This is a genomic window from Pseudomonas sp. FeS53a (genome assembly GCF_000931385.1).
Taxonomy (GTDB): domain Bacteria; phylum Pseudomonadota; class Gammaproteobacteria; order Pseudomonadales; family Pseudomonadaceae; genus Metapseudomonas; species Metapseudomonas otitidis.
This window is the reverse complement of sequence record NZ_JYFT01000053.1, coordinates 1-22,981: the sequence shown is the minus strand read 5'-3', so window position 1 is coordinate 22,981 and position 22,981 is coordinate 1. Positions and strand designations below refer to the sequence as shown.

The window sequence follows — 22,981 nt, the reverse complement described above, 5'->3', positions numbered from 1 at the left end:
CACGCATCTCCAAGATGGGCTCATCGCGCCTGAGGGCCGGCCTGTACATGCCCGCGATCAGCGCCCTGACCTACAACGAAGCGATCAGAGCCATGGGCGAACGGCTAAGGGAGCGGGGCAAGACCGGCAAGCAGATCGTCTGCGCAGCGATGCGCAAGCTACTGAACATCGCCTATGGCGTGCTGAAATCGGGCCAGCCGTTTGACGCAAAACTGGCCCTTGCTCACTAGCAATCAAGACGGTATCTACAAGGCATACGCAGAACGCCATTGGTGGATGGAAAGAGCGCCATCCACCCTACGCCCCGGGACGCGATGTGCCGGTTTGTGGGGGCGAAATTATTTGCGATTGGTCGGGGAGTGATCGGGCCGCGCCCATGGGTGAAGGCGCACCCCGTAGGGTGGATCGCGCTTTATCGATCCACCGGCGATGCCTTGTCGGGTGTCGACCTGAGCCCTTGAAACAGACAAGCCATCATTCCGAAGACAGGATTCTCTGAGGCTTTCCTCCATCCGGCGAGTACGAGATGAAATGTGGGTCATTCGGTCGCTGAACCCACAGGCGGCCACACGCCTCACACTCGTACATCGTTGTGAAGAACTCGCCGGTCAAGCTCGACAGCTTTTCGATAAAGAACTCGTCTTCCTTTACTGGCAGCCAGCTGCCATACGCCTCATGCACCAGCTCGGATAGCCGCCCCTCAGCCATGGCAATTCTCATGCTGGCGAACAGCGCTTCTACCCGGTCGTAGAACACCTCTTCACGGTCAGCGCGCAGCAGTTCGGCCTTGTAGGGTAGCGAGTCGGTCTGATCCACAATCACATGCCCGCAGCTGCATCCCAATTTGCTCATACGACCTCCCTCCCCTGTTTTGCGCCCGCTTCATGGCACCGCTTCATTTATCGCGTGGGTGTTCTACACCCAACCGCCCCAAACAAAAACACCCCGCCGGGGCGGGGTGTTTGTGGGGGGGCCGTCAGGAGGCGGTGTTGGTGGTCAGGTGGGCGTCGGGTTGGTTGCCGAGCTTGAACACCTTGAAGAGCACGGTCAGCAGTACGAGGAAGGCCGGGCCGATGTAGAGGGCGATGCGGGTGTCTTCGAAGAAGGCCATGAGCGCCACCACCAGCACCAGGAAGGCCAGGGCGAGATAGGAGCTGATGGGGAACAGCCACATCTTGAACTGCAGCTTGCCCTGTTCGGCGGGGCTGAGGCTGCGGCGGAACTTCATCTGGGCGAGCAGGATCATGGCCCAGGTCCAGATGGCGCCGAAGGTGGCGATGGAGGTGACCCAGACGAACACCTTCTCCGGCACCAGGTAGTTCAGCAGCACGCCCAGCAGCAGGGCGAAGATGGACAGCAGCAGGGCGTTGCGCGGGACGCCATTGCCGGAGGTGCGGCCGAAGGCGCGCGGGGCCTGGCCGTGCTGGGCGAGGCTGTAGAGCATGCGGCCGGTGCTGAAGATGCCGCCGTTGCAGGAGCTGAGGGCGGCGGTGATGACCACGAAGTTGATGATGCCGGCGGCGGTCTTGATGCCCAGGCGCTCGAAGGTCATGACGAAGGGGCTGCCCTGGGTGCCGATCTCGTTCCACGGGTAGATGGACATGATCACGAACAGCGCGCCGACGTAGAACAGCAGGATGCGCCAGAACACCGAGTTGATGGCGTCGGGGATGGTCTTCTGCGGGTTGCGCGCTTCACCGGCGGTGAGGCCGATCATCTCCACGCCGAGGTAGGCGAACATCACCATCTGCAGGGACATGAGCACGCCCTGCACGCCGTTGGGCATGAAGCCGCCGTGGGTCCAGAGGTTGCTGATGCCGGTGGCGATGCCGCCGTTGCCGATCCCGAAGAGGATCATGCCGGCGCCGGCCACCACGAGGGCGATGATGGTGACGATCTTGATGAGGGCGAACCAGAACTCGAACTCGCCGAAGGCGCGCACGGTGATGAGGTTGACGGTGCCCATGCTCGCCAGGGCCAGGAGGGCCCAGATCCAGCGGTCCACGTCGGGGAACCAGATCTGCATGTAGATGGCGACGGCGGTGATCTCCGCGACGCAGGTCACCAGCCAGAGGAACCAGTAGTTCCAGCCGGTGAGGAAGCCCGCCAGCGGGCCGAGGTAATCCTGGGCGTAGCGGCTGAAGGAGCCGGCCACGGGGTTGTGCACGGCCATCTCGCCGAGGGCGCGCATGATCACCAGGATGGCGAGGCCGCCGATGATGTAGGAGAGCATGATGGCGGGGCCGGCCATCTGGATGGCCTTGGCCGATCCCAGGAACAGACCGACACCGATGCAGGCGCCGAGCGCCATGAGCCGTATGTGTCGTTCACCCAAACCGCGTTGCAGTTGATCGCTGCTGGACATGAAGAACCTCTTATTTTTGTAAAAGGGCTGACACCCGCCAGGGGGTAACCCGGCGGGCGCTCTCGTTTCCCGCGGGCCCGGTTTGGGCGGGCGGGAGCAGAGGACGTCCGGGGCCACAGGGCATGCCTGTCGGCCAGGCTCGGACGGCCGGCTGTTGTATAGGGGGGTGTGCCGGGGGGCAACTTGCCAATCGGCTTCCGGGTTAAAACAGCTGAATCTGCTGCGCGGACTATACAGCGCAGTGAAAATGTCTTCGATACGACGAATTGACAGGAATAGCGCGGCTGGTACGCCCGTTCTGACCCGGGATCGACGGGGAAGCCGCGATTCCTGGCCGTTTCGCCAGAAAGCCCCTGGCCGGCCTGCGTTGTGGTGTCGCAGGCCGGCGCGTAGGTCAGCGCAGCTTGGGCCGGGTGCCCAGCAGGAGGCCGGCGAAGATCATCGCGCCGCCGAGCCAGTGATAGCCCTGCAGGGACTCGCCGAGCACCAGGTAGCCCAGCAGCGCGGTGAACACCGGCATGAGGTAGTTGGTCAGCGATACCTTGGCCACGCCGAGCACGGCAATGCCCCGGTTCCACAGCAGGTAGGCGATCAGCGAGGCGAAGGTGCCGGTGTAGCCGATGGCGGCGAGGTTGGCCGGGCTGGGGGCGAAGCCCTGGCCGCTGGCGATCTCCAGCAGGTACAGCGGCAGCAGCATGGGCACGCCGCAGAGGATCAGCGCGCCGAGGAACACCAGCGGGGGGATGCCCTGGAACCAGGCGGCCCAGCGCCGTTGCAGCAGGGTGTAGAGCGCCCAGTCGAGCACGCCGAGCAGCATGATCAGGTCGCCGGGGTTGAAGCGCAGGCCGGCCAGGGTGGCCAGGCTGCCCTGGCCGATCAGCACCAGCAGGCCGAGGATGGCCACGGCCATGCCGCCCCAGGCGCGTCGGGCCGGCCATTCCCCCAGCAGCACCCCGGCGCCGATGAAGGTGGCCAGGGGCAGGCAGGTGTTGAGCAGAGTGAGGTTGATGGCCACGGTGGTGCGTGCGGCGAAGTACATCAGCACGCTGAAGGTGCAGATGCCCAGCGCGGCCACCACCAGCAGGCGCCAGCCGGCGCGGCGCAGGGTGGCACGGTGCTGCCACAGGGGCTTGGCGATGAAGGGCAGGAGCAGCACCAGGGCGACGCTCCAGCGCCAGAAGGCCAGGGCGAAGGGCGGGATGTCGTCATGGAAGGCGCGGGCCACCAGGGCGTTGCCGGCCCAGCAGGCGCTGGCCAATACCAGGCCGGCCCAGGCGAGCGCCGGGGCGTATGTGCGGTTCATGGGTCAGCGCACGCCCTGGGGGCGCAGGCGGTACTGCGGCGGCAACTGGTCGATGCCGCTGACGGTGACGTTGAGGTCTTTCCAGAGGCCGTCCTTGATGCCGTAGATGCAGCCGTGCACGGACAGCGACTGGCCACGGTGCCAGGCGTTCTGGACGATGGTGGTGTGGCTGACGTTGGCCACCTGCTGCATGACGTTCAGCTCGCAGAGGCGGTCGACCCGCGCTTCGTCGGTGGGGAACTGGGCGATGTGGTCGCGGTGTTCGTAATAGAGGTCGCGGATGCTGCGCAGCCAGCCGTCGATCAGGCCGAACTGGGCATCCTGCATGGCGGCGCGCACGCCGCCGCAACCGTAGTGGCCGGTGACGAGGATGTGCTTCACCCGCAGCACGTCCACGGCGTACTGGACGACCGACAGGCAGTTGAGGTCGGTGTGCAGGACGACGTTGGCGACATTGCGGTGGACGAACAGGTCGCCGGGCAACATGCCGACGATCTCGTTGGCCGGTACGCGGGCGTCGGAGCAACCGATCCACAGGTATTCGGGCGCTTGCTGCTTGGCCAGTTTCTCGAAGAACTGGGGGTCGTCTTCCTTGATGCGTTCAGCCCAGCGGGCGTTGTTGTCCAGCAGCTGCTGCAGGTCGCTCATGGTGCTTTTCCTCCGTTGGCCGGCGCACCTTACGGAGGGGGGCCGGCTTTGACAAGGCTGGATGCCGAGTCGGCCGGCCCGGGGACATGGCGGCTGGGAAGGGCGGGCGCGCGGTCAGTCGAGCAGGGTGCAGGCCATGACGAGGGCGTCTTCACGACCGCCAACGGCGGGGTAGTAGCCACGGCGGCGGCCGACTTCGTTGAAGCCGTAGCGCTCGTAGAGGCGGTAGGCCGATTCGTTGCTGGCGCGCACTTCGAGGAAGCATTCGCGGGCGTTGAGCGCGCGGGCGCGGTCCATCAGGTGCTCCAGCAGGCGCAGGCCGAGGCCGCGCCCCTGGCTTTCCGGCTTGACGGTGATGTTGAGCAGGTGCGCCTCGTCGATGATCACGTTGATCACGCCGTGGCCGACCTGCTGGGAGCCTTCGAACATCAGCCAGCAGTCATAGGACTTGATGCCATCGGCGAAGATGCCGCGCGTCCAGGGGTGGCTGAAGGCGGCGTATTCGATCTTGAGTACGGCGTCGAGGTCCGCCTCGGTCATGGGGCGGAAGGTTACGGCATCGGTCATTCAGCGTTGTTCCAGCGGCGCATGACCCGGCGCATGGCGCGCCAGAGGTCCGCCTTGCGGTGCGGTTCGTCCATCAGCAGTTCCAGGCCGGGTACGGCCCAGGCGGCACAGAGCCCTTCGATCTGCAGCTCGCGGCCAAAGGCCTCGGCGTCGGCTTCGCCGGCAAAGCGCACGGCCGGCAGCCCCACCAGCCAGAGGCAGGCGCAGGCCGGGCCTTCTTCCAGGCGGGCAGCGAGGAAGCCCTGGAGGAAGTCGCGGGCGGCGTCGGGGCCCTGGTCCATGTTGCCGCGGGCCAGCAGCGGCCAGCGGATCGGCTCGCCGATGAGCTGCGGCGCGTCCGGCAGGCCGGCGGCGCGCAGCAGGTCCTTGAGCAGCAGGTAGGCCGGGTCGCGGCTCTGGAAGCCCTCCCCGGTGGGCAGCTCCACCAGCAGCAGGCAGGCACCGGCCCGCAGCAGTTGGAGGGCGAAGCGCGGCGGGGCCACCGGGGCGGCCTTCACCGGCTGGGGTGCGTCCACCTCGGGCTCCGCCGCCGGCTCGGGCACGGCCACGCGGGGCGTGCTGCCCGGGCGCGGCACCTCGATCTTCGGCCGGGGCGCTGCCGGGGCTTCGGTGCGTTCGGCCACGACGGCTGCGGCCGCCGGTTCCGGGCGCGCGGGGCGGACCGGTTCCGGCGTGGGCAGGGGCTCGGGCAGCACCAGCAGTTCGGGGCGCGAGGGGGCGGCGAAGGGCAGCGCCGTGCGCGGCAGCCAGGTGGCGACCTGCATGGCGTCGAGGTATGCGCGGCGGCGAAGCTCTGGGATCAAACGTCAGCTACCTGTGGATGGGCTTTGCGTACGCCGGCCTGCATGAGGTTCAGCGCGTTGAGATAGGCCTTGGCGGAGGCGACAACTATATCGGTATCGGCACCGTTGCCGTTGACGATTCGTCCGGCTTTTTCCAGGCGCACCGTCACTTCGCCCTGGGAGTCGGTGCCCTGGGTGATGGCGTTGACCGAATACAGCTGCAGGTTGGCGGCCGAGGCGGCGAGGCTTTCGATGGCCTTGAAGGTGGCATCCACCGGGCCGGAACCCTGGGCGCTGGCCTCGCGCTCGGCGCCATCGATGCTCAGCACCAGCCTGGCATGGGGCACCTCGCCGGTGCGCGAGGTGACGTCGAGGTGGACCAGGCGGAAATGCTCGGGAGCCTCTTCGCCCAGGCTGTCGGAGACGATGGCCTGGAGGTCTTCGTCGAAGATCTCGTGCTTCTTGTCGGCCAGCACCTTGAAGCGGGCGAAGGCGGCGTTCAGCTCGGCCTCGCCGGGCAGCTGGATGCCCAGCTCCTCCAGGCGGGTGCGGAAGGCGTTGCGCCCGGAGAGCTTGCCGAGGGAGAGCTTGTTGGTGTGCCAGCCCACCGACTGCGCGGACATGATCTCGTAGGTTTCGCGGTGCTTGAGCACGCCGTCCTGGTGGATGCCCGACTCGTGGGCGAAGGCGTTGGCGCCGACGATGGCCTTGTTCGGCTGCACCGGGAAGCCGGTGATGCCGGAAACCATGCGCGAGGTGGCGAGGATGTGCGGCGTGTCGATGGTGGTGTGCACGCCGAGGATGTCGGCGCGGGTCTTGATCGCCATGACGATCTCTTCCAGCGCGGCGTTGCCGGCGCGCTCGCCCAGGCCGTTGATGGTGCATTCCACCTGGCGCGCGCCCACCGCCACCGCCGCCAGGGAGTTGGCCACGGCCAGGCCCAGGTCGTTGTGGCAGTGCACGGAGAACACCGCCTTGTCGGCATTGGGGATGCGTTGCAGCAGCTGGCGGATGGTCTCGGCGTACTGGTGCGGGATGGCGTAGCCGACGGTGTCGGGGATGTTGATGGTGCGTGCGCCGGCGTCGATGGCCGCCTCGATGATGCGGCAGAGGAAGTCGATCTCGGAGCGCCCGGCGTCCTCGCAGGAGAACTCCACGTCGGCGCAGAGGTTGCGGGCATGGCGCACGGCGCGCACGGCCTGCTCCACCACCTGGTCCGGCTGCATGCGCAGCTTGTACTGCATGTGGATGGGGCTGGTGGCGATGAAGGTGTGGATGCGCCCGGCGTTGGCGCCCTTGAGGGCTTCGGCGGCGCGCTCGATGTCGGCCTCGACGGCGCGGGCCAGGCTGCACACGGTGCTGTCCTTGATGCTGTCGGCGATGGCCTTGACCGCTTCGAAGTCGCCGGGGCTGGCGATGGCGAAGCCGGCTTCGATCACGTCCACCCGCAGGCGCTCGAGGGCCTTGGCGATGCGCAGTTTCTCTTCCCGGGTCATGGAGGCGCCGGGGCTCTGCTCGCCGTCACGCAGGGTGGTGTCGAAAATGATGACGCGATCGTTGTTGTTCATTGTGGTCACTCTCCTCTTGTCCCGCCGGGGGTGCGGCCGAGCGCTGGCTAATGACGCCGCGGCTCGTGGCCGCGACGACGGATGGCGGATTGTGGCGCGAAACGCGCGGGGCGGGAAGGCGCGGGCGGCGCACAGGGGCGCCGCCGTACAGGCTCAGTTGATCGGCGTGGCGGTGAGGTTGGCGCGGATGTCGGCGTTCTGCAGCTTGACGCCGTACATGGAGGTGACAGCCCCGCCGGTGGGGTGTACGTGCTGGACGCGGTCGATGTCCACTTCCTTGAAGTGGACGCGCCCGTTCACCGCGAAGCCCAGCGGGTCGGGGGTGACGGGGGTGCAGCTGCTGCCGTTCTTGGTGCAGACCTTGGTGGGCGCGACGTCCAGGTTGAGGTCGGCGTTGAAGCCGTAGGTGTTGGCGTTGGGGTTCTTGGGGTCGCCGTCGGAGGTGTAGAAGTTATCCACAACCAGCTGGGCGCCGCTGCCGTTCACGCTGTTGAGGCGGTCGGTCTCGAGGATGATCTGGTTGCGCTTCTCGTCGGTGGCGACGCCGTTGACGGAGCTGTCGATGGTGGTGTCGCGGACGAAGACGTTCTTCAGCTTGACCGAGACGCCTTCGTTGCCCCGGTCTTCCCAGCGGCCGCCGCTGGCGGAACAGGCGCTGGCGGTGGAACCGCTGCCGCCCACGCAGAGGGCGCCGGCCCCGCCGGAGCTGAGGGCGAGGGTGGAGCCCTGTTCGTAGCGCTTGAGCACCAGCCGGCCGAGGCTGGCGCCGGTGGCGCGGTCGCCCCAGCGCAGGTCGGAGACGTCGAGGTTGGACCAGTAGGTGCCCTTGCGCAGCTCGACGCCGTTGTTGGTGACGTCCACGGTGCCGTCGCGGAAGTGCATGTCGTAGCGGGTGCCGGACAGCCACAGGCCCTTGCCGGTTTCGTCCACGGTGATGGCGGCGCGGGCGTCGCTGACCACGAAGTCGGCGTTGTAGCCGATGCCGTCGCCCACCAAACCGCCGGGCTTGAGGGTGATCTGGCCGTTGAGGGTGAAGTCGTAGGCCGGGAAGATTTCCATCAGCACCAGCAACTCGGTGCCGCCCTGCAGGGGTGCGTTGGCGCTGCCGACCCGCAGGCCGTCGAAGCTGTAGCTGCCCTTGAGGTTGTTGAGCCCCAGGCGCAGGCCGTCGAAGTGGCCGTTGTAGCTGCCCTTGCTCATGTCGCTCTGGGTGCCGGCGTAGCACCCGGTGGCGGCGCCGCCGGCGCAGCTGCGGGTGATGTCGAGGGTGAGCTGGCCGCTGCCGTAGGTGCGCAGGCCGCTGAACCACATGCTGTTGCCGTTATCGGTGAGCGAGACCGCGCTGTTGGCCATGTTCCAGCTGAGGTCGGCGGTGAGGCCGGTCAGCCCGGAGTTGGGGTCGCCGCCCGGGCGCAGGGCGATGCTGTTGCGGCGGCTGCCGTCGTCGACGAAGTTGAGGTCGATGCCGAGGCTGCCGAGCTTCTGGTTGGTGGGGTTGCCGAGGATCAGCCCGCCGAGGGTGGCGTTGAGCTTGAGGTCGGCGAAGGCGATCTGGACGAAGCTGCCGTTGGCGTCCTGCACCAGGTCGAGGGTGAGGCCGTTGAGGCTGCGCAGGGTGCCGGAGAAGTTCTCGGCGCGGAGGATGCCTTCGTCCTGGTACTGGAACAGGCTGTTGCTGATGCTGACGTCGGTGCGCACCCGCAGGCCGGAGCCGCTGGCGCCACCGCTGGAGACGCTGACGGTGCCGCCCAGGCGCAGGTCCATGTTGAGCTTGCCGAAGCTCTTGTCGGCGCCGGGGCCGCGCAGGTCGGGAGCGTCCGGGGTGACGGGGCTGGCCGTGGGGTCGCCGCTGACCAGGTCGAGCCCGATGCCGCCGATGGCGGCGACGACGCGCGAGTTGCCGAGGTCGAGCTTGACGGCCTGGCCGTCGCCGCCGCTGACGATGTCGAGGTAGGCGTTGTTCAGGTAGGCGTCCAGGCTCATGCCCTTCACCACCAGGTCGTAGCCGTTGTCGCGGTAATAGAAGGTGACGTCGGAGAGCGACAGGCGGCTGTCGTCCACCGAGATGCCGGTGACGCCGCTGGCGCCCCCGCCCTTGAGCTTGAGCACGCCGCCGAGGGTGTAGAAGGCGCGCAGGCCGCCGAAGCTGCGGGGGCTGCCGCCCATTTCGACGCTGTTGACGTTCATGACCCGGGCACCGCCCTGGTGCTGCACCTGCAGGCGGCCGCCGGTGACGTCCACCTGGGTGGTGGAGGTGGTGGTGGCGCCGGTGCGGGCCTGGTTGCTGACGCCCTTGAGATTGAGGCTCTGGCCGTCCTCCTGGTAGCTGATGGAGCTGGCGGACCAGGTGCCGGTGGTGGTTTCCAGGGTGATGCCGTCCCGGCCGCTGACATCGGAGAGCGCGGAGTCATCCAGCGCCTGCATGGCCTGGGCCAGGGGGCTGAGGAGGATCGCGAACAACGCCACTGCACGCATCGCCTGCTCCTTCTTCTTATTTGGGGAACACCAGCACGCTGCCTTGCATGCGGATGCTGCCGTCGATCCGGGCGGAAAAGATGTTGGTCTGCTGGTAGGTGGCGTCGCCGCCGTTGGCGACGGTGCCGGCCTTGTTGCGCCAGCCGCCCTGGTTGGCGACGGCGAAGGCGAAGCTGCCGTCCTTGAAGCGCACGTTGTTGGGCAGGCCCAGCTCGATCACGTCCTGGTTGAAGCCGGCGCTGGCGTCGTTGATGGCGCGGGTGCGCAGGGTCAGGCCCTCGAAGCTGAACACGCCCTTGAGGTTGTCCAGCACGTACCAGCCGCCGTTGGCTTCGGTGCGGATGGCAACGCGCATGCCGCAGGCTTCGGGGGTGCTGGCACCGGCGGTGGCGCAGCTGCGTTCGTTGACCGCCCACTGCGCGGGGTTGTTGCCGGCGGGGGTGTTCCACAGCACGCCGCCGGCCTTGTTGATGCTGAACTCGCCGGAGAGGTAGACCCCGCCCTGGCCGCTGGTGGCACTGAGGTCGGCGTCGTCCAGGGGCTTGAGTTCGGCCTGGGCGCCGGCGCTGGCGAGCAGCAGGGCCAGGGTGAGCAGACGGGTCCTAGAGGTCATGGCTGGTCACCTTCAGGTAGTTGATGCTGAGGCCGCCGATCTCGTTGTAGCCGAAGTTGTAGCCGCCGGTGGCGGGGTCGCCGGTGCCGGACTTGAGGTTGTTGATGATGATGCTGGTGCGCGGGGCGTTGGCGTAGAAGTCGTCGGCCAGGGCCTGCTTCTGCGCGGCGGTGGTGCCGGAGGCGGTGGGGTTCTGCAGCTCCAGCACGAACTGGCCGTTGCTGCTGACGTCGAACAGCAGCGGCTGGCTCTTGCCGTAGCCCAGCGCCACGGTGGCGTAGGCGCCGCTCATGAAGAGCGTGCGGTCGCGCTGCTGTTGGGCGGTGGTGCAGTTGGTGGTGCCGGCGGCGCAGGACATGAGCTGGATGCTCTTGGCGAAGACGTTCAGGCGCAGTTCGCCGACCATCTGGTTCTTCACCTTGTCGCCCCAGAGGCGCAGGTAGGAACCGTCCATGGCCAGTTCGGCGATGTCGAGGTTGATCACGTCGGTGCGCCCGGCGGCGACCTGGAAGTCGAAGCGGATGCCCAGGTCGACCTTCTCGCTGGCCCGGCTGGAGCAGGTGTTGCCGCCGGTGCTGTAGCCGCTGATGCAGGCCGACCCGCCGCTGGTGAGGCGCTCGGGGAAGGTGAACTCCAGCACCGAGATGCCGCTGGGGGTGGTCTGCACCCACTGCCCGGCATCGTTGAGGGTGCGCATCGACTCGCCCCGGGCGAAGTTGAGGGTGAAGGGATGGTCCAGCCGGCCGATGGTCACCGGGTTGAGGTTGGCGCCGTTGTTGCTCCCGGTGGCCCCCAGGTAGAACTCCTTCACGGCGATGGGCACGTTCTGCCCGCTGCCGTTGGTGATGTCATTGAGGGTGATGGTGGCGCCGCTGGCGTCGAGCATCACCTTGTCCAGCACGAAGCCGATGCCGGCGCCGTCCACGGCGGACAGCTCGGAATCATCCATGGCCTGCATTTCGGCGTTTGCCAGGGCCGGCAGCAGGCACGACAACAGGGCCAGGGTGCGCATGGTCAGCACCCCTTGGTGGCGGAGCCGAGGCAGGTGTCCTGGCGGGGGATGCCGTTGAACGCCTGGTCGAAGTCGATATTGATCGGCGACACCATATTGCCGTTGGCGTCCCGGTACTTGGGCATGTTCATGAAGGCGCCCTTGAGGGCAGTCATGAAGGCGTTGCTGTCCATGTCGCGCCAGGCCACATCCTGGGTCTGCAGGGAGATGAAGAAGCCCTTCGCAGCGCCCTCCATGCCTGCCATGTTGCTGGTGTTGCCCACGGGCAGGGACTCGAACTGGGAGAGGTTGAAGCAGGTCTGGATACCCAAGATGCCGCAATTGTTGGAGCGAATGATGGCAAGCGCGAGATCAGATATCCCAGGAAGGCAGCCGCTGGTGCACTTCAGGCCGTCGCCGTTGACCACCCCCGCACTGGATGACCTTGTAGGGTCTGCCCTGCCAGAGCTGTCGACCAGGTTCGCGTCAGCCTCCAGCGTACTGGTTTCATAGATACCCCCCGCCCCTAAAAGGAATTGCTGCCATCCGCTGGCATTGGCATAAACCGCCCTGGCCGAGCCTTTGATATGCACGGGGATATTCCCGGTCAGGCTCTGAATGTCACCCGAGAGAATCCCCTTGGCCTCGCCAAAGCCGATACGCACCCCCACCACCTGGTTGCCCGAGTAGGCGAACTCGACGAAGGGGTTGGAGACCTTGAAGGGGTTGATGGTGTTGTCGGCATTGACGGTGCCGAGGGCAAAATTGTTGATCAGGATGTCCGACGAGCCGGCCGCCTCACCGGCGCGATCGTACTGGCCGAGCTGGAGCTTCTTGATGTTGAGCTGGGTGTCGACGTCCACCCCGAAGTTGACGCGGGTGTAGTTGATGCCGGCGTTGGCGTCGGTGGTCAGGTTGATGAAGGCCTGGCCGGTGATGGTCGAGAGTTCGGCGTCATCCAGGGCCTGCATCTGGGCCTGGGCACTGGTGGCCAGCAAGCTGGCGGCGAGCAGGAAGACAGCGCCCCTGAAGGGACTGCGAGACGGACGCATGGCGGGTTCCCTCACTTTTCTTGTTATCCGGGGCCGCTCCGGGGGCGGCACGATTCCGTGTTGCCACTATAGGGGCGCCCCCGCCATTTAGGCCCGACCCATAGGCGGGAAAAGGGCGGAATTGCATGGGCCCCGTACCGAGCGGCCGTTGCGGTTGTTACCCAACGCCACACTCCCCGTCCCGACCTTGGTTAGGTGGGCGATGAGGTCATGCACTGGTGAACTGCAGCCCCATTCAACAAGGAGTCGTTGCCATGCAGATGCTCTACATCCGCCCTATCGCTGCAGCCATGATCATGTTTCCGCTAATAGCCACTGCAGAAGCCGGAAGCCTAATCGAACGTCAGCTCCACTTCATGGAGGGCGCCACGAAATCCCTTGAGGCACCTAAGCAGCGACCCAAGCTGTTTGGCCGCCTTGCCGAATCGGCCAACGCTCGAAGCGGGAATATGGGTATTGGAAAAGTGATCACCTACGATCTGGTCAACTATGCGCCCTACAACGGAGCCCCAACGGACACCAGCACGCTGAACATCGTGTTCATGGGCTTCTCGTCATCCAGCCCTGCCTTGGGTTCTGCAACCGCCGAGCTGGGCCCGATCAGCAGCATCCTGTTTGCAAGAATGGCCAAACCGAACAGCAACGCTGCAGCGCCTGAACAGGGATTGATCTGCAACTTGTCCGTCACCAGCCAGACACCGGTTCAGGCTGTGGTCATCGATGGGGTCAACGTACCGCTCTCCTTCGCATTCGACGCGAGCGCCAGCGAGAAGACCTACAACGCGGTCGTGCCAACCGGCTACTCCCAGGCCGAAAGCCAGTTGTATTACCAGCAGCAGCACGCCTTCTGCACCACCTTCGAGTCCTTCAACAGCACCTACCCCAACGGCGCCTCGGTCCCGGTGACGCTGGTGCCCTGATCGCCCAGGTGACGCACTGCGTCAGTTTGCGACTGGCGCAGGAGGGGGGCCTGGGGCGTAGAATCGCCCCAGGCCATGCCAGGCCGCGCCTTCACGGCCTGGCATGTTTTCTGCTCCCACCCTGCCATGGCCGCCCTCCTCTCTCTCATGACCACAGACCCGGATTACGCCGACGCCCGCTGGGACGAACTGAAGAACCAGAACGACCTGGCCTGGGACCTCGACGCCATCACCGACCGCCAGCAGGCCATCGACTTCCTGCTGCGCTTCGAGAACCGCCTGTGCGTCTACTCCAGCTACGTGGAGAAGCTCTACAGCAACTACAGCTTCGTGGTGCCGGAGGAGGCCCACGGCAGCATCACCATCCTGCCCGACGAGCAGGCCTGGCATGACACCTTCCACGAGATCCCGCCGGAGGCGGTGCAGCCCACGGGCATCCACATCCTCCCTGGCGAAACCATGGGCCACACCGGCCTGTACCTGAAGATCCCCGGCGAGCATCGCCTGGCCGCCTCCCGCGAGGTGCCCTTCCAGGAGGGGCTGAAGCTGCTGATCCAGCGCTACCAGGCCAAGCACGACCACTTCCTGCCGGTGCTGGCCAAGGGTGACCTGCGCGAGTACGAGGCGCGCATGCCGTCGCTGCACCTGCACCGCGTCGACACCACGCGCCTGGGTCACCTGTCGCAGCTGGAGGTCAACACCATCAAGGCCGCCATCGCGGACCACCTGATCGGACTCTTCCGCCACGCCTGACCGGGTGCGGCACGCGATCCTTTGATCGCTTCGGGCTGATTCGTCGCCCCCCTCATGCAGTACAATCGCCCCCTTTTTCCTGGCAGGGACCGTCTCCCACGATGATCGAACCCAAGCGCGTCTTGCGCGCCCTCGCCGAACACTGGTCGCTGCTGGAGCCGCTGTGCGAGCGCTTCGATACGGGCACCCTGAGCCTGTCCGAGCTGCGCATGCAGGTCGGCGCCCAGTTGCCGGCGGGCACGCCCACCGATATCACCGCGTTGCTCGACCAGTGGATCCGCCTGGATATCCTGGTGCCGGTGGCCAAGAGCCCCAACCGCTTCGAGCTGAACGCCCAGATCCACGACTTCCTCGCCTACCTGCGCCGCGAGCACCGCCTTGGCCTGTGCCTGGAGATCGAGGCCTACCTGCGCCACCTGGAGCGCCTGGCCGGGCACATCCAGGAAGCCTTCGAGATCCGCGACGGCAACGACCTGGCACGCCAGCTGCGCCTGCTGGACATGCGTGTGCGTGACGTGCTGAAGAAGCTCGACAACGACGAGCAGGCGCTGGTGGGCGTGGCCGAGCGGGCCAAGACCAGCGACCGGCAGATTCCGCTGCGCCAGCGTTATGCCGAGGTCCTGGCGACCTGGGACGAGTACGTCGAGCCGATGATCCAGCTGGTGTCCGCCGATGGCGCCTTCGAGCAGGGCGTGCGCCGTGTGGAACAGGTGCTGCTCAAGCTGCTCGGTGAGCAGCAGCGCCTGGGCCAGCTGGTGGACGACGACCTGCTGCTGCGCACCCATGCGCGCATCCTGGAGATGCAGACCACGGCCCAGCTGACCCTGCGCAAGGCCCGTGAGCTGCTGCTGCCGCTGCGCGAGGAAGCGCGCCGGCACAACGCCGTGACCCGTGGCGCGGCCCTGGCGCTCTCGGTGATCCGCAAGAAGGGCCTGGACGGGGTGCCCCAGGCGGCGATGCCGCTGTTCACCCGGCCGCAGAGCACCTTCCTCGGCAGCGCGTCCCAGGTGGAGGCCTACGTCTACGCCCTGGCGCGCTTCGAGCCCAAGCCGGCGCACTTCCCCAAGGCCGGCGTTGGCCGCAAGGGCGCGCCGCCCAAGGCCCCGCGCACAGCACGGGAGATGATCGAGCGCTGCGAGCAGGCCCTGCCACTGCCGGACCTGATGGCCTGGCTGCTGGAGCAGGAGCCGGACGGCGCCACCGACGAATTGCTGTACTGGTTCTCCCGCCTGTCGCGGGATGGCCGCTTCCAGCGCGAACGCCTCGAGCGCCGCGACTACCTCACCGCCGAGCATCAGGTCAGCCTGAGCTCCTTCGCCCTCATCAAGAGCGAAAACCATGCAACTTGATCTTTCCGAAATGACCCAGCTCCAGGCGATCTTCCGCGAGCTGTTCAAGGGCTATCACCTCTCCCGCAGCGAGCCGGAGTGCTACGCCCAGCTGTCCACCATGCAGGACCAGTACCGGGCGCTGTTCAAGGCCCTGGGCTTCGAGCTGGTGTGCGACCCGCGCGGCTTCTACTACTTCGTGCCCGAGCAGATGGGCGCGCAGGTGAACAAGACGGCGCAGCGCCTGGCACTGTTCACCTTCATCCTGGTGGAGCACCTGGCCGACCAGGGCCGCGACCCGCTGGCGGTGCTCGACGGCGGCAGCATCGGCCGTGACGAGCTGCCGGCCCTGCTGGACAAGTACCGCGACCTGTTCCTGCAGGCCGAGGTGACCACCCATGAGGAGCTGGAGGAGAAGATCATCCGCCGCCTCACCCAGTTGGGCTTCGCCGAGGACAGCAACGGTGTGTACCGCTTCCTGCCGCCGATGCACCGCTTCCTCGATGTGTGCCTGTCGGTGCAGCACGACCGCGACCTGGCGGCCAGCCTGCACAGCACCGACCTGCCGCTGCAGGCACCGGTGCTGATGGACGACGACGGTGACGAGCCCATCGTCAGCCTCGATCCGCAGGAAAGCCCTGCGGATGAGTCCGAAGAAGACGCCCTGGCCCGCGCCATGGCCGAAGAGCGCGCTGCACAGGAGATCGACGCATGAGCCAGGAACGCTACGGCATCCGCCGCTTCGCCCTGCTGAACACCGCCGGCTACAGCCTGGGCCTGTTCCCGCTGGAGAACCCGCTGTCGGTCTACGGCGCCAACAACCTGGGCAAATCCGCGTCGATCAACGCGCTGCAGTTCCCCATCCTGGCGCGCATGTCGGACATGAGCTTCGGCAAGTACAGCCTGGAGCAGTCACGCAAGTTCTACTTCGCCACCGACACCAGCTACATCCTCGTGGAGGTGTCCCTGCCCCACGGCCCGCACGTGATCGGCGTGGCCGGTCGCGGCCCGGGCGGCGGTTTCGGTCATCAGTTCTTCGCCTACCAGGGCAGCCTGGACCTGGATCACTACCAGAAGAACGGCACCTGCCTGCGCCAGCGCGAGCTGTTCGCCAACCTGGAGCGCGAGGGCATCAAGGCCTACGAGCTGAAGCCCGATGAGCTTCGCCGTCTGCTGGTGGGCGGGCATACCTCGATCCCGCTGGACCTGACGCTGATCCCGCTGCGCTCCACCAGCGAGCACAGCCTGAAGACCTTCCGCGCGCTGTTCATCAACCTGCTGCACATGCGCGAGATCACCGCGGCCAAGCTCAAGCAGCTGTTCCTCGATGCGTTCGAGCACAGCCTGCGCTCGGGCAGCGTGGACTACATCGCGGCCACCGAAGAGGCCTTCCGCGATGTGCGCCGCATGGAGCAGGACTACCAGGCGCTGGTGGCCGCCGGCCCGCTGGTGGAGGCGCTGGCCAACGGCGTGACCCAGCGCGAGATCCTGCGCGGCAAGCTGCATCGCCTGTCGCCCCTGCTGGATTCGCTGCTGGGCACCTGGCACGACTATTCGGGCGCGCGCCGCGAGGAGCTGGTGATCCAGGCCGAGCACTACCGCAGCGAGCAGGACGGCCTGCAGAACGAGCAGCGCGGTGGCACCACCGAGCTGATGCGCCTGGAGCGCGAGATCACCGAGACCCAGCGCTGGCTGGGCGAGCTGGCGGTGCTGAAGAACCGCTTTGCGCTGGTGGAAGACGCCAAGGTGCTGGAACAGCAACTGCTGGCCGCGAAGGACGCCCACGACGAGCTGGCCGGCGCGCTGGCGCAGTCCCGCCAGTTCTCCACCGAGGACCTGGACGAGCGCGTGCGCGATCTGGAGAAGCGCCTGAAGGCGGTGAAGCAGCAGCTCGACCATGCCGACAACAACAGCTACTCGCGCCTGCGCGAGGAGTTCTCCCAGGCCGACGTGGATCGCCTGATGCGCCTCTTCAACGGCCAGCTGTTCAGCCTGCCGCTGGGCGAGAAAGGCATCCAGCTGGATGACGCGGACGCCTGGGTGAAGACTCTGGAAGCGGTGCTGGATGGCTTCAAGGGCGATCACTTCATCGTCCCCGGCCTGGAGGTGGACCTTTCCCACATCGAGCCGCCGGCCCTGCAGGCCCTGGCTGACCGCGCGGCGCTGCGCGACCAGAAGGACCGCCTGGAACGCGAGCTGAAGCAGCTGAAGACCCAGCAGTCCGTGGCCGCCGACCGTTCCGCGAGCAAGGCCCAGGCCGAGCAGCTGTACCAGGCGGTGCTGGATGCGCAGAAGGCCCTGGAGGACTTCCGCAAGACCCAGACCCTGACCGCCGAGGAGCCTGCCAAGCTGGAGAAGCTGGCGGTGCTGGAAGCCTCGCAGGACGAGCTGAAGCGCTCCAGCGATGCGTTCACCGAGCGCGTCCAGCAGCTGTCCGCCAAGCTGCAGCTGGTGGGCCGTCAGCTGGCCGACCTGGAAGCCAAGGAACGCACCCTGGAAGACGCCCTGCGCCGTCGCCAGCTGCTGCCGGCCGACCTGCCCTTCGGTACGCCGTTCACCGACCCGGTGGACGACAGCCTCGATAACCTGCTGCCGCTGCTCAACGACTACCAGGACACCTGGCAGGCGCTGCAACGCATCGATGGCCAGATCGACGCGCTCTATGCCCAGGTCCGTCTGAAGGGCGTGGCGAAGTTCGACAGCGAGGAAGATGCCGAGCGTCGCCTGCAACTGCTGATCAACGCCTACGCCCACCGCCAGGACGAGGCGCTGACCCTGGCCAAGGCCCGCCGTGCGGCGGTGACCGACATCGCCCGGACCCTGCGCAACATCCGCAGCGACTACGACAACCTGGAACACCAGCTGGCGCTGTTCAACCGCGAGATCAACAAGCGGCAGGTGTCGAACCTGGCGAGCTTCCGCATCGTGCTGGCGCCGAACAAGGATGCGCTGCGCCACATCGACCAGATCATCCACAGCGCCGGCCAGTACGAGGAAGGCGAGACCCTGTCGGTGTTCGACCTGACCCAGTCCGCCGAGCAGGACGCGAAGAACGAGGAGGCCAAGGAGTACCTGGCACGCCTGGTGGCGGCCAACGGCAACCAGCTGGGCCTGAAGGACCTGTTCGAGCTGGCGTTCGAGATCACCAAGGTGCATGGCCAGCCGGTGATCCACACGGACATCGATGGCGCGGCGTCCAACGGTACGACCATGACCATCAAGGCGCTGACCAACATGTACCTGCTGCTGCACCTGATGGACCGCGAGCAGGCCGGGCGCATCCGCCTGCCCTACTACCTGGACGAGGCGGCGGACATCGACGAGCGCAACCAGCAGGCGCTGATCGAGACCAGCGCGCAGCTGGGCTTCACGCCCATCCTGGCGTCGGTGAAGCCGCAGGTTTCGGCCCACGTGGCCATCGACCTGGAAGGCGGCAGCGGCCCGAACGGCATCTACATCGACGAGGCGGACTGGAAGTTCATCAAGCCCCGCGAGAAGGCAGCCAGCCCGGCCACCGCCGAGGCGACGGGTTCCGAGGTGGAGCCCGCCTGACCGGGATGCTGTTTCGCTGACAACAAAAAGGGCCGCTTCGCGGCCCTTTTTGTTATCGGGGTGGGGTCATTTGCCGAGTTCGATCTTCGGTGCCCACTTCAACCACTCTTCGTTGAGTTCGTCGTGCAGGGCGAAGGTCTGGCCGGGGATGGCCGGGCTGCCCATCTGGGCGTTGTCCGGGGTGGCGAAGGCGATGCCGCCTTCCAGCAGCGCTTCGAGGGACTCGGTGCGCACCTTCACGCCCTTGAACAGGCCGGCGTCGATGCCAACGCCGCTGGCATTCCAGAAGCGCGTGCCGCTGCGCACCAGGGGCGCGTAGCGGGGCTCGATGAGGATGTGGATCAGCACCCGGTCGGCGGAGCTGCCGAGTTCGAAGCTCTCCACCTTGCCCACCGGCACTTCGCGGTAGCTGACCACGACGCCGGGCTTGATGGAGCCACGGCGGGCGGTGCTGAGGGTGACGCGCAGGCCCTCTTCCCGGGCGATGGTAGACGGGGGCTGGGCCAGGGCGGTGAAGCGCGTCTGGCTGGCGCCCTTGCGGGAGGACGGCTGGACTTCGAGGTACTGGCCGCTGACCAGGGTGTCGAGGTTGGCGGTGCGCACCAGGCCGAGCTCGGGCTTCACCACCCAGAACTGGGTGCCTTCGCGGGCAATGCGCTCGGCGGACTCGGTGATGCGGGCGACCACGACGACGCGGCTGAGGTCGTCCGCCAGGGAGATGCGCTCGACGCTGCCGACGTCCAGGCCCTTGTAGCGGACCGGGGTGCCTTCGCGCAGGCCGTCGGCCTGGGGCATGAGGATCTCCACCAGGGTGCCTTTGCCGAGGGCGAGGTTCTCGTTGTCGTAGAGGGTGAAGCGCCGCGGCTTGGTGACGGGGGTGGCCTTGGCGTCGGGGGTGGCGAAGGCGATGCCGCCGGCGAGCAGGGTCTGCAGGGACTCGCTCTTCACTTCGACGCCGGAGAGTCCGCCCTTGATGCTGACGCCGCTGACGTTCCAGAAGCGGGTGGATTCGTTCACCAGGGAGGCGAACTCGGGCTCGATGTGCACGCCGACCACGACGCGCTGGTGGTCGCGGGAGAGCTGGTAGCTCTGGATGCTGCCGACGCGCATCTGTTTGTAGAGGATGGGGCTGCCGACATCGAGGGAGCCGAGCTTGTCGCTGGTGAGCACCAGGTGCAGGCCGGGGGCGTCGGTGTTGAGCGGCGGGGCCTTGGGCCGGGCGGTGAACTCACGGGTGGGGGTGCCGCTCTTGGCGAAGCGCACGGCGATGTAGTTGCCCTTCACCAGCGCTTCGATGCCGCTGATGCCGGCGAGGGAGATGGAGGGTTTGACCGTCCAGAACTCGGTGCCTTCGACAAGGAAGTCTTCGGTGCGGGGCTCCATGGTCAGTTCGGCGGTGGCGCCGGCGAAGTTCTTGTCCATGTCGAGCTTCTTGAGGGTGCCGACCTGGACGCCGTTGTACATGACGGGGGTGTTGCCGGGGTTGAGGCCGCTGACGTCTTCCATCCGCAGCAGGACCTTGAGGCCCGCCTCGGCCGCCTCGAAGCCGTCGTAGAGGCGGAAAGGGATGGTGGAGTCGGTGGGCGGGCTGTCCTGGCGGTTCTCGGGCGTGGCGAAGGCGATGCCGCCGGCGGCCATGCTGAGCAGCGATTCGGTGCGGATCTTGACCCCGGAGAGTCCGGCGGTGACGTTGAGACCGCTGGCGTTCCAGAAGCGGGTGTGTTTGCGCACGAGGTGGGCGTAGGGCTGTTCGACCAGCACCTTGATCTCGACGGTGCGCTGGTCGGCGGCGAGCTGGTAGCTCTTCACCTGGCCGACCTGGATCTGCCGGTAGTAGACGGGGCTGCCCTGTTCCAGCGAGCCGAGGCGCTCGGCCTTGAGGGTGATGTGCAGGCCGGGCAGCGAGTCGGAGAGCGGCGGCGGTTCGGCGAGGGCGTGGTACTTGCGCTCGGGCTCGCCCTTGACCGGGTCGATGGCGATGTAGATGCCGGAGACGAGGGTTTCCAGCCCGGTGACGCCGGCGAGGGAGACGCGGGGGCGGACCAGCCAGAAGCGGGTTTCCTTGCTCAGGTAGGGCTCGGCCTCCTTGAGCACTTCGACGGTGGCGACTACGCCCTTGATGTCGTCGCTGACGTGCAGGTCGGTGACCTTGCCGACCTGGATGCCCTTGTACATGAGCTGGGTCTTGCCGACCTGGATGCCTTCGCCGTTCTCGAAGTAGATGGTGATGTTGATCCCGGCTTCGTTCATGGACTTCCAGCCCAGCCAGAGGCCGATCGCGAGGGCGATCAGGGGCAGGACCCAGATGGCGGACCAGTTGGTGGTTTTCTTCTTCGTGGGCTTGGGCAGGTCAGCCATGCTCGTCGTCCATATCGGTGTTGTCCCAGATGAGTCGGGGGTCGAAGGTCACTGCCGCCACCATGGTGAGGACCACGACGCTGGCGAAGGCCGCGGCGCCGATGTTGGCCTCGATGCTGGCGAGGTTCCCGAAATTGACCAACGCCACGAGGATGGCGATCACGAAGATGTCCAGCATGGACCAGCGGCCGATCCATTCGATGAATCGGTACATGAGGATGCGCTGGCGGGCGGACATCGGTTGGTGGCGTTGTACGGAGTAAAGCAGCAGGGCGATGCCCACGAGCTTGAAGGTGGGCACGAGGATGCTGGCGGTGAAGACGACCAGGGCGATGGGCAGCATGTCGGCGTGGATCAGCTCGATGACGCCTTCCATGATGGTGGAGGGCGAGCCCTTGCCGAAGAAGTTGACCGTCATGATCGGCAGCACGTTGGCCGGGATGTAGAGGATGGTGGCGGTCAGCAGCAGAGCCCAGGTGCGTACCAGGCTGTCGGGCCGGCGGGCGTGAAGCCGGGAGCCACAGCGGGTGCAGCTGGGGGCTTCGTCATCAGGGTCCGGCCGGTTGAGCTGATGGCATTCGCCACAGACGAGGATGCCGGCATCAAGCGCTCTCACTGGCGTGCCCTCCCTCGTCCAATGCATCCCAGACCTGATGGGGCGACATGGTGACTTCGAGCCAGACCTGGGACAGCAGCAGGCCGATGAAGCAGGCCAGGCCGATGCCGAGGTGCAGGTCGGCGAGGTCGATCAGTTTGACGATGCTGACGAGGATGCCCATGAGGTAGACCTCGAGCATCCCCCACTCACGCAGGTGGTGATACAGGCGGTACAGGTGCAGGCCCACCACCTGGTAGCGCTGCCAGCGTATGCACAGCAGGACCAGCAATTGGCAGACGAGCTTGAGGAGGGGGATGACCATGCTGCAGAGAAACACCAGCACCGCGACGCCCTGCATGCCGCTGTCGTAGAGGCCGAGCACGCCGGTCCAGATGGTGTCCTGGGTAGTCTGCCCGAGCAGGTTGAGCTTCATGATGGGCAGGAAGTTCGCCGGTACGAACAGCAGCAGGGCGGTGAGCACGAGGGCCATGGCCCGTCGCTCCATGTGCGCACGGTGGACGATCAGCTCGTAGCCACAACGGGGGCAGCAGGCTTTCTGCTCCTCTTCGACGTGCTGGCGATGCATCAGCAGGTCGCATTCGGGGCAGGCGAGCAATTCCTCCAGGGGGTATTCGGACAACGGGCGGACTTCAGCCGAGTCAGGCATACGGGGAGCTCACGAAGATTCGCGCTTATTCTAGACGAGCACAGCCTCAAAAGAGACTGCCCGAGTGTGACTGCATCTGGCAGGGCGAGGTTCATTTCTCGCCCTGTTCCAAGGCCGATACCTGGAGCGTTCATGCACTGCAACAGCGTTTAAGCCGGCTATATGCGCGTCGGAGTTCAGTGCGATTTTTCTTCCGCGCAAAGTCAAACCCCCGATCATCTTTCGATGATCGGGGGTTTGGTATAGGTGCTTGACGATGACCTACTCTCACATGGGGAAACCCCACACTACCATCGGCGATGCATCGTTTCACTACTGAGTTCGGGATGGGATCAGGTGGTTCCAACGCTCTATGGTCGTCAAGCAATTCTTTAGGGTGATCGTCGAGACGCTCACCCGAATTCGGGTATGTGACAGCAATTTGCGGTTCAATCGAACTTT

19 protein-coding genes, 1 rRNA gene and 1 pseudogene are annotated in these 22,981 nt (G+C 66.3%); 6 read left to right on the top strand and 15 right to left on the bottom strand.

The features are described from left to right. Positions 1-230, top strand: a pseudogene (locus SZ55_RS15545) (IS110 family transposase); the annotation flags it as partial. 244 nt (positions 231-474) lie between these two features. Here the strand turns inward: SZ55_RS15545 and SZ55_RS15540 are convergent. From SZ55_RS15540 to SZ55_RS15490, 11 genes are all read right to left on the bottom strand, one after another. Then, positions 475-852: a hypothetical protein gene (locus SZ55_RS15540; protein WP_044407865.1), complete on the bottom strand. Its 378-nt coding sequence runs from the start codon at positions 850-852 to the stop codon at positions 475-477. Positions 853-976: 124 nt separating this feature from the next. Further along, on the bottom strand, positions 977-2,365 hold the full coding sequence (locus tag SZ55_RS15535) for an amino acid permease (RefSeq protein WP_082078251.1): 1,389 nt from the start codon (positions 2,363-2,365) through the stop codon (positions 977-979). A gap of 394 nt (positions 2,366-2,759) precedes the next feature. Beyond that, positions 2,760-3,668: a DMT family transporter gene (locus SZ55_RS15530; protein WP_044407860.1), complete on the bottom strand. Its 909-nt coding sequence runs from the start codon at positions 3,666-3,668 to the stop codon at positions 2,760-2,762. A 3-nt stretch (positions 3,669-3,671) separates the two neighbouring features. Next, the gene (can, locus tag SZ55_RS15525; RefSeq protein WP_044407857.1) at positions 3,672-4,316 is read right to left on the bottom strand and encodes a carbonate dehydratase; all 645 of its coding nucleotides are present in this window, start codon (positions 4,314-4,316) and stop codon (positions 3,672-3,674) included. A 114-nt stretch (positions 4,317-4,430) separates the two neighbouring features. After that, a complete protein-coding gene (rimI, locus tag SZ55_RS15520) occupies positions 4,431-4,883 on the bottom strand; it encodes a ribosomal protein S18-alanine N-acetyltransferase (RefSeq protein WP_044407854.1) in 453 nt (150 codons plus the stop codon). Next, positions 4,880-5,686 carry a hypothetical protein gene (locus tag SZ55_RS15515; RefSeq protein ID WP_044407852.1) on the bottom strand — a complete coding sequence of 269 codons (807 nt, stop codon included), beginning with the start codon at positions 5,684-5,686 and terminating at the stop codon, positions 4,880-4,882. Before SZ55_RS15515 ends, rimI begins: the two co-directional genes overlap by 4 nt. Beyond that, complete coding sequence (locus tag SZ55_RS15510; protein WP_044407849.1) at positions 5,683-7,233, bottom strand: 2-isopropylmalate synthase; 1,551 nt, start codon at positions 7,231-7,233, stop codon at positions 5,683-5,685. The genes SZ55_RS15515 and SZ55_RS15510 overlap by 4 nt, the downstream gene beginning before the upstream one ends. A 153-nt stretch (positions 7,234-7,386) precedes the next feature. Next, positions 7,387-9,708, bottom strand: a complete 2,322-nt coding sequence (locus SZ55_RS15505; RefSeq protein ID WP_044407846.1) for a DUF6160 family protein — start codon at positions 9,706-9,708, stop codon at positions 7,387-7,389. Between the two features lie 16 nt (positions 9,709-9,724). Further along, positions 9,725-10,321: a DUF6160 family protein gene (locus SZ55_RS15500; protein WP_044407844.1), complete on the bottom strand. Its 597-nt coding sequence runs from the start codon at positions 10,319-10,321 to the stop codon at positions 9,725-9,727. Further along, a complete protein-coding gene (locus SZ55_RS15495; RefSeq protein ID WP_044407842.1) occupies positions 10,311-11,333 on the bottom strand; it encodes a hypothetical protein in 1,023 nt (340 codons plus the stop codon). The genes SZ55_RS15500 and SZ55_RS15495 overlap by 11 nt, the downstream gene beginning before the upstream one ends. 2 nt (positions 11,334-11,335) lie before the next feature. Then, positions 11,336-12,364 (bottom strand): DUF6160 family protein, encoded by a 1,029-nt coding sequence (locus SZ55_RS15490; RefSeq protein ID WP_044407841.1) that lies wholly within the window; start codon positions 12,362-12,364, stop codon positions 11,336-11,338. A gap of 254 nt (positions 12,365-12,618) precedes the next feature. Here SZ55_RS15490 and SZ55_RS15485 point away from each other — a divergent pair, with 254 nt between their 5' ends. From SZ55_RS15485 to mksF, 5 genes are all read left to right on the top strand, one after another. Further along, positions 12,619-13,284: a hypothetical protein gene (locus SZ55_RS15485; RefSeq protein WP_044407839.1), complete on the top strand. Its 666-nt coding sequence runs from the start codon at positions 12,619-12,621 to the stop codon at positions 13,282-13,284. A gap of 147 nt (positions 13,285-13,431) precedes the next feature. Then, positions 13,432-14,037 carry a hypothetical protein gene (locus SZ55_RS15480; protein WP_044407867.1) on the top strand — a complete coding sequence of 202 codons (606 nt, stop codon included), beginning with the start codon at positions 13,432-13,434 and terminating at the stop codon, positions 14,035-14,037. Between the two features lie 101 nt (positions 14,038-14,138). After that, positions 14,139-15,386, top strand: coding sequence for an Mks condensin complex protein MksB (mksB, locus tag SZ55_RS15475; RefSeq protein ID WP_044407837.1), 1,248 nt, complete (start codon positions 14,139-14,141; stop codon positions 15,384-15,386). Further along, positions 15,376-16,080, top strand: coding sequence for an Mks condensin complex protein MksE (gene mksE, locus SZ55_RS15470; protein WP_044407835.1), 705 nt, complete (start codon positions 15,376-15,378; stop codon positions 16,078-16,080). The genes mksB and mksE overlap by 11 nt, the downstream gene beginning before the upstream one ends. Next, positions 16,077-18,917 carry an Mks condensin complex protein MksF gene (mksF, locus tag SZ55_RS15465; RefSeq protein WP_044407833.1) on the top strand — a complete coding sequence of 947 codons (2,841 nt, stop codon included), beginning with the start codon at positions 16,077-16,079 and terminating at the stop codon, positions 18,915-18,917. The genes mksE and mksF overlap by 4 nt, the downstream gene beginning before the upstream one ends. A 66-nt stretch (positions 18,918-18,983) precedes the next feature. On the opposite strand, the gene SZ55_RS15460 is transcribed toward mksF, so the two are convergent. The 4 genes from SZ55_RS15460 to rrf form a co-directional block, all read right to left on the bottom strand. After that, the gene (locus tag SZ55_RS15460; protein ID WP_044407831.1) at positions 18,984-21,275 is read right to left on the bottom strand and encodes a PqiB family protein; all 2,292 of its coding nucleotides are present in this window, start codon (positions 21,273-21,275) and stop codon (positions 18,984-18,986) included. Further along, positions 21,268-21,891 (bottom strand): paraquat-inducible protein A, encoded by a 624-nt coding sequence (locus tag SZ55_RS15455; RefSeq protein WP_044407829.1) that lies wholly within the window; start codon positions 21,889-21,891, stop codon positions 21,268-21,270. Before SZ55_RS15455 ends, SZ55_RS15460 begins: the two co-directional genes overlap by 8 nt. Continuing rightward, on the bottom strand, positions 21,878-22,540 hold the full coding sequence (locus SZ55_RS15450) for a paraquat-inducible protein A (RefSeq protein ID WP_044407827.1): 663 nt from the start codon (positions 22,538-22,540) through the stop codon (positions 21,878-21,880). The genes SZ55_RS15455 and SZ55_RS15450 overlap by 14 nt, the downstream gene beginning before the upstream one ends. 248 nt (positions 22,541-22,788) lie before the next feature. Further along, positions 22,789-22,904, bottom strand: a 5S ribosomal RNA gene (gene rrf, locus SZ55_RS15445). Positions 22,905-22,981 lie beyond the last annotated feature (77 nt).